The organism is Corynebacterium sp. HMSC05E07, assembly GCF_001807225.1.
Classification (GTDB): Bacteria; Actinomycetota; Actinomycetes; order Mycobacteriales; family Mycobacteriaceae; genus Corynebacterium; species Corynebacterium singulare.
In genome coordinates this window covers 104245-111645 of record NZ_KV788225.1, presented here as the reverse complement: position 1 = coordinate 111645, position 7401 = coordinate 104245, and the positions used below count along the sequence as shown (strand labels likewise).

Annotated in this window: 4 protein-coding genes and 4 tRNA genes (1 of these 8 only partly in view); 3 read left to right on the top strand and 5 right to left on the bottom strand. The window is 48.5% G+C overall.

Annotated elements, in window-relative coordinates; translation table 11 throughout:
- The 5 genes from HMPREF3149_RS13340 to HMPREF3149_RS06575 form a co-directional block, all read right to left on the bottom strand.
- Positions 1–185, bottom strand: a 185-nt coding sequence (locus HMPREF3149_RS13340) for a hypothetical protein (protein WP_141741463.1), incomplete at its 3' end; no start/stop codon positions are given.
- A gap of 57 nt (positions 186–242) precedes the next feature.
- Complete coding sequence (locus tag HMPREF3149_RS14060) at positions 243–437, bottom strand: helix-turn-helix transcriptional regulator (RefSeq protein WP_083280792.1); 195 nt, start codon at positions 435–437, stop codon at positions 243–245.
- A gap of 1627 nt (positions 438–2064) precedes the next feature.
- The gene (locus HMPREF3149_RS06580) at positions 2065–5955 is read right to left on the bottom strand and encodes a coiled-coil domain-containing protein (protein ID WP_070537188.1); all 3891 of its coding nucleotides are present in this window, start codon (positions 5953–5955) and stop codon (positions 2065–2067) included.
- A 358-nt stretch (positions 5956–6313) separates the two neighbouring features.
- Entirely contained in the window at positions 6314–6541 is a 228-nt protein-coding gene (locus HMPREF3149_RS13330; protein ID WP_141741462.1) for a helix-turn-helix domain-containing protein, read from the bottom strand.
- Between the two features lie 244 nt (positions 6542–6785).
- A tRNA-Val gene (locus HMPREF3149_RS06575) sits at positions 6786–6860 on the bottom strand.
- 289 nt (positions 6861–7149) lie between these two features.
- Between HMPREF3149_RS06575 and HMPREF3149_RS06570 the strand changes: the two genes are divergently transcribed.
- The 3 genes from HMPREF3149_RS06570 to HMPREF3149_RS06560 all read left to right on the top strand — a co-directional run.
- Positions 7150–7225: transfer RNA gene (locus HMPREF3149_RS06570), tRNA-Gly, on the top strand.
- Between the two features lie 39 nt (positions 7226–7264).
- Positions 7265–7336, top strand: a tRNA-Val gene (locus HMPREF3149_RS06565).
- Between the two features lie 38 nt (positions 7337–7374).
- Positions 7375–7401, top strand: a tRNA-OTHER gene (locus tag HMPREF3149_RS06560) (it continues 50 nt past the right edge of the window).

The window sequence follows — 7401 nt, the reverse complement described above, 5'->3', positions numbered from 1 at the left end:
CACGGTGTTACTAGATACCCCCGCGCAACATCCGGATCAAAGGTAGCGTGAATATCTGCGGCGCATTCTTCAATTGCTATTGCAGCTTCATCTATATCGATGCTATAATCAGTAGCATCGCCGGAGATATTTACTTTGTTAGCCCCACTGTTCTCAGCAGTGGGGTTTTCCTTTTGCATGGTCATGCTATGACCCTTCCTATCGGCACTTCGGCACCGATGATCGGTGAAAGTAGGCGTGAATCAACTCCTCGGTTCGAATCTCTTCGATGCCACATAGGCTTCTAGATCACTATGCAAATACTGCACCCGACGGCCAACGCGGATATATGTCGGGCCCTCATTTGTAGCCCGCCACGTCGCCATGGTGCGCGGTGCAACACCTAAGATCTCAGCAGCTTCATCTTGAAATACCGCGATGTCCGACAGCTTTTCCACGCTTTTCTACTTTCCTTAACAAAAACACTTACTATGGCCGGAACTTTTGGCCATACAATGATTATACAAGAAAAGTAACGGATGTATAGCACCCTTAAGCTTAAGTAGCACAACGGCAGGCTAACAACACTTAATCCCCGCGCTCACGCGCGGGGAAAGCATGCCGGGCGCACTCACGCGCGCGACGGGGATATGTGGGGTCTGCGCTTTCGCGCAGCCCCCTAAAATTTTCTTCCACATAAGGGTTGAAAAAGTAAGTGAGGCAGCGTACAATCCAACGGCTAAAAATCGACAAAAATTCACGGGGGTGATACCTGTCGTCGGACAGGTGAATTTCGGCCCTTTTTTCCCTGCGTGTTGACTTAAGGCGCACATCTTAAGTCAACACCACATAACACCTGGTCACGCGTGGTTTTTGGGGCGAAAAATGAGGTAGACTACCCTCAGGTCATAAACTTTGTAAAAACGATCCTTTTTACCCATCTGGGTACCCCCGTAACTGCCCTGTTGATAGGCTACCCCCGACAACTACACCCTTTCTCCATTTTTTTTATTTTCCCCCCTTTGGCTATAGGTAAGTCAACAAATAAGACAAAAGCCCTGGTAGGAGTAGGGAAATTCCTTGTTGACTTACTTGTTGACTTAAAAACGGTAAGTCAATAACCGCAGGTCACGGACGTTAACTTACCTGTTGACTTGACGGCTACCATGTCGAAAACAGCCCCTCGACGCCTCTCGATACCTTACTTTTAGTGACTAATCTCACACATTTTTGGCATGTGTCAGGACGTTGATGATCATTTTTCGGGCGTGCGTGAGCGCGCCCGACATCTCGCGCTTTCCCCACGAGCGCGCAAGTGGGCGGGTGAGCAGGGGAAAGACGTGTCATCGCCGCTAGGTGGCGATTTAAGGGCTTGAAGCTTCACGTGGGGTGTATTTACCCTTGGGTGAGCTATTAGGCGCTCTAGCGCGCTACTGGGCCAGTATTTCGCGCTGTCTGAGCTGATGTGAAAGATCACATACCAGAAAGAAAGTCGAAAAGGGGTTAAAAGGTCTTGACTTTCATGGATTTGGGCATTAAAGTGCCTTTTAAGCGCTTGATGTTGACTGTTACCAACAGACAAACTCGTGTTATAGAGCCTCAAGCCTTGTCGTTTATGACCGTGAAACTCGTGTTAGTTCCACGGTCTTTGTCGTGTTACAGACAAGAAATTCGTGTTGTTGCTTTTGTGGCGTTTCAGCCTTTGTCGTGTGAAATCCGATGATGATGATCTTCCCGGGGAGCGTGAGCGACCCGGACACATGCATTTCTTCCCCTTAACGAGCGCGTGAGCGCGAGGATAGGGGGGGGTAGGTTTCCACTACACGCTGCGATTTAACGACGTGAAACCTTCAACGAGCTACTAGTCATTGAGATTGTCTACATCGCTTCGCTTTTTATTCCTACGGGCCCACATGAATGATCCAATGCCGACAAAAGGGGTGCTTGCAAGAAGAAGATAGAAAAGAATTGTCATAGTACTCCTTAGTTACATACCTTACTATCAGCCCATGCTTCCAGAGCCGCAAAACTTCCGGAAGCACCGACCACGTAGGCTGAATGTGTTAGGTCAAGTGTGGGAGTGTATTACTTGGCTTCAACTGGCTTTGTATCTCGCAGCGTTACCTTCGAGGACAACTGACCAATCGGAGTCTTCTGGACTTCCTTAGTACGGTTGTAATCAGAGCACTGATTAGCAGCGTAGCTCAGCAAACCGATTGTCGCTGCAAGGCCAGCTACTGCACCCAGCGCTTGAAGTACCGACTGATTCTCAGCCATCCACTTCGCCATCTCCGGGTTGAAGATACCCAGCTGCTTTTGGATATCCGTGTTCATCTGGCTACCGTTGCCGGCCCCAGACGCTAACATCAGCAAAGGAGCAGCGAGAAGCGCTGCGATACCCACAACTGAAGCCCCGGAGTAACACTTAGCCTGAGCCTCATGAATGCGGTTGTGACGCTCATCAGAAACTTCTAGACTCTCAACACGCTTAGTGAGATCAACGATTTTCACCTCGATGCCGTCAATACGGTCACCTAACTTCGTGATATCGACCTTGATGTTCTGAATGGACATGTCCAGTTCAGTGACGCGAACTCCAAGGCCTTCGAGAGCCTTATCAGTCTCATCAGCGCGGGTCTCCAGTGCAGTAATGCGCTCAATGACCTTCTCGAAACGCTCGGTGACTACGCGAGTAAGCTCAACCAGCTTGGAATTCAGCTCTGCATTCTCTGTCTCCAGAGCTGCAATCTTGTCAGTGTGGTCAGCAATCTCACGCCCAAGCTTGTCGACATCAGCCTTGGTAGCGGCCTTATTCTCAAGCTCAGCAAGCTTGCTCTTGAGGTCATCAAGCTCTGCTTGTGTCTTAACTAACTCGTCCTTGCTTGCACCCTGATTCTCTAAATCAGTAATGCGCTGCTCATGGTTCTCAACCTGCTTAACAACCTCAAGCAGCTGCTCCTTGGTAGCAGCCTTTTCCTTGAGATCCATGATCTCTTGGGTGTTGGTGACTACCTTGTCACGCAGATCAGCAATGTCGTTGCTGTTACCCGCAATATCGCCAGTGTTCTTGTCTACCTGGTTAGTAACATCACCGAGATCCTTCTTGAGGTTCTCAATGCCAGCCGTATTGTCAGCAACACCCTTCTCCAGGCCCTCAACACGAGTGATAATCGTGGTGATCTGCTCAGTGATACCGTCAATCGCAGCCTTGTTATCAGCGATCTCCTTCTCTAGAGCTGCAATATCATCCTTGGTAGCGCCGTTAGCTTCGAGCTCTGCAAGACGCTGCTCGTGGTCAGCTAACTGCTCAGTGTGCTTATCCAGCTCCTGTTGCAGCTTGGCAACTTCTTCCTTGCTTGCAGCAGTCTCTTTAAGCTCAGCGAGATTCTTGTTGGTCTCATCCAGCTTGGAGCCCAGATCATCAATCTGTTTTTGCAGTTCAGACGTGGAAATCGTCCAACTCTTACCATCATTACGGGTGACTTCATAATCACCGTTTTCGAGCTTCTTCACATCTGAGATGAAGGTATCGAAAGTATTAATCACAACAGGCTTGCCACCAGGTGTTGTGATGGTAACGGTGTTGTTCTTCTTGTCCTCGACGACCTTTGTGTGAGTGAGATTGACGGTCTCCTCACTGCCATCCACGCGAGTGATAGTGACAGAGCCGTCACCATTGTCTTTAATGCTCACAACAGTGCTGGACGTATCAATAACGCCCTCAACAACAGATCCGTCTTGACGAACAAGTGTGTACTTACCCTTATCACCAACAACCTTGGTGATCTGGTTCTTTTCTAGATCACCAACTCGCTTTTCCAGGTTAGTTACGCGAGTAGTCAGCTTCGTGATATCAGTCTTCAAGGTCGTGATATCACCCTTAACCTGCTTAAACTCAGTATCAACCTGCTTGGTGAGAGCATCGAGCTCCTTCTTGATCTTCGCTACTTCAGTCTTATCTGCTTTGCCAGACTCAAGTGCCTTTACGCGCTTGGTTAAGTCAGACAGGTTGATTGTCCACTTGGTACCGTCACTACGAATTACTTCGTAATTGTCACCCACCTTTGTGACCTTCGTAACGTGAAGATCTTCAGTGCTGAAGGTGACGGTATTGCCGTTGTCATCTTTGATGGTGACAGTCTTCTTAGCCTTGTCCTCGGTGACCGTGGTCTTAGTCAACGGGAACTTATTCTCAGTGCCATCGGCCTTGATAACAACAAGCTTGCCGTTTTCAACCTTGACATCCTGGATTCCGTCTTTGCCGACTGGAACCTTGAAGGTCGTCTTTGGTTGCTTCGGATCGCTATAGGTCAATGTGACCGTGACGTTGCCGTTGCTATCAGGCTTAGAGACCTCAGCCTTATTAACAAAAATATCCTGAGCTGGCTTAGGCGCAGTTATTGGCGGTTTCGAGGTCGTCGTCGGAGTAGCCGCAATAGTTGTCCATGCAGCATCTGTAAGCTGCGGGTATCCCGTCATGACAACCGTGAACTTATTCTCATTTGTGCCCTTGGGGACAGTGAGTTCACCTAAATCAAGAGTCTTAGTGGAGCTAGCGGGGAAGCCATCTTTGCCGAAATCAATAAACTTCTCAGTCTCACCCTTCGGACCAGTGACACCCTTCGGATACTTGACCGTCGCAGAACCAGCACCGATGTTGCCGTTGTTCTTCAAATCAATAGAGAACTTCGCCTTACCGTCCTTTACCTGCTCAGCAGCAGTTTTGGTGTTTGCGTCCTTGCCATTAACCTTCGCCGTCATCGCGACGTTGCGCTTAATGTCGTCGGCAGAGCCGTAACCGGCGAAGGTCGGGTGTGTATATGTGGCTACGTTTGTTTCAGTGTAACGCTTATCATAGGCGGAGTGGGGATCGCCAACACCATTAACAAACTTTCCTGTCAGCTTGACTTCCTTGCCTGGTGAATAGGGGGATTCTATCCGTACCGCGTATGGAAGATAGACGGAACTTTCTGGTGGAACGTCGTAGATGGTGACATCTAGAGTCTGGTCATTGACCTGATTATATGTAATTTTAAATTTTTTACCGTCTACCCTTTTATAGATATACACACTGGTGTCTTCTGCCGTTGACGGAACACCCCCTGCCGCCAATGGTTTCGGGGAAAAGTCGTATACGTGTTGACCAATGTCTGAATTGGGGAATACACGCCCCTTCACATCATCCAAAGTGTAACGAATGGTGACATCTCGGTTAGTTTTCGCAGCATCTACAAGAGCGTATACATTATCGTAAAGGGACTTCGAGTCCTGGTGTTGTCCCTCATCAATAAGTCTGTAATTTTTATACCCAATCTCTGGGTTTGCTGATCCGATAGCTACACCTACATCCAAATCAACGGAATCCCATACAACATCCTCATTAAACGGAGAATCATCCACGTTGGCATAAAGCGACTGACGCCATTCTTCATACCGCTTAATCCGCTTAAAAATCAGAGGTGAGTCGTTAGCAGTAGAGAAACGAAGAATCTCTTGTTCTTTTTTTCCATCGTCTTCTTTCGTGTGTGTAGTTGTCTTGTAACCCCAGAAATACGTAAGTGGAATCTCAAAGGAAGCTTTACGACTAATAGAATCCTTTACATCATCAGAAACAGTAAAGATGATGCCGGTTGTTTGAACGTCAAGACTTCCGACTTTTCGTCCTTCATCAGTGGCTGCCGTGATGGTACCTCTGGTATCAAGTGCAAGATAGGAGCCACCCCAAGTAATTGTGAATGTATCGCCCGATTTCGCGGAATCAGGAATCTCGAAATCAAGCTTGAGCTTATATTTATCGCCATGTGTATTTCGGAAGTTTTCACTAGCTTCCTTCGTCGCCTCAACAGTTGTGCCAAGCACGTTCTGACCAGACTTATCAGAAACCAACTCAGTCTTGGTAACAACAGACGGATCAAGCGTGGCCGCAGAAGCAATAGCAGCGATACCGTTGACACCAGCAATCTGCGGGACAGTCACCCCACCGAGAGAAACTCCTACAGCCAAAGCTATAGATAAAGTCTTATTAAACCTTTTCACTATACCTAACACATTCTTTTAATGTGTGTACACAAACTACTATAAATGTAACTTATAATTGTCTGTGAATCAATAAAGGCTACTGATTTATCATCAGTGGCCTTTATTACTTTCAAGCTACGTGCTCGGCGTCAATGTAGTAATACAAACTCAACGTTTGCCTGCTTCGGTTTCCAGCGCGCTCTAACAGACGTGCTCAACAGGGTAGTAGCGCACAAGCTCATCAGCCCTTAACCCACCCTCAAACTAAAAAAAGGTGGGTACCACGTAATGTGATACCCACCAACTCCCAGACTGCTTACGCAGCCTGTTCGCCATAAATAAATCGATACAAACTCAATGCGGTAATGCGAGGCGATTTACCAGGGCCGTGATCACGGCCTGCTTGAGTCTCTAACAAACCTTCACTGATGAGGCGTGACACCGTACGAGGTGCCACATTCAATCTCTGACAGACTTGCTCTACTGTAAAGCAGCGTAGTAAGTCATCAGCAGTCAAGACTGGCATCTCTATTGATTTATTCATAATTTTTTCCTTTTATTTACTCACTTACCAAAAACTGCCATGGTAGAGCCTGTAGATAAAAGAAGAGATATAGTGATCTCCGTTTTCGCCTGACCCAAAAACGAGATCAACTCATTTTAACAAAAGTGGACACAACCCGCCACCGATCCCCCCACTGGAAATCATCAATAAAAATTCATAACCCACGTAGTATCCACGACGAGGGTTTTCTCGGTACCTGCAAGCCTTCTACCTGCATAAATAATGGTGGTTCTAGCTGGGATTGAACCAGCGACCTTTCCGGTGTGAACGGAACGCTCTCCCACTGAGCTATAGAACCTTGGTGCAGCCCTTAAGCTACACCGCGTGCCAGATAACGGCCTAATCGTCCAGCTCAACCATACTTTCGGAGGATTAGCTTGGTTTCGGTCTGGCTCGGTGCGTCCGTCGCAGTCTCAGTACCGTGGGGGCGGGCAACGGCGGGCACCAACAGCCCCAATCACAACGATGTAATCTGCGGTTGGAGGGGAGGGGCGGAAATGTTGCCGTGGGCTGCGGATTTGGAAACTGGGGCGGCGCACGATAATGTTTCTACACGCACCACGGCACACTAGCCGGGAACGTGCAATGCGGATGTAGCGCAGTTGGTAGCGCATCACCTTGCCAAGGTGAGGGTCGCGAGTTCGAGTCTCGTCATCCGCTCCAAGACCTCCACTAGTGTGGATGGCCTTGATAACAACATAAGCGCGTTTAGCTCAGCGGGAGAGCGCTTCCCTGACACGGAAGAGGTCACTGGTTCAATCCCAGTATCGCGCACAAGGACTTTGTCCTAGAAACCGGGCCTGGTTTCGAATGCGGATGTAGCGCAGTTGGTAGCGCAT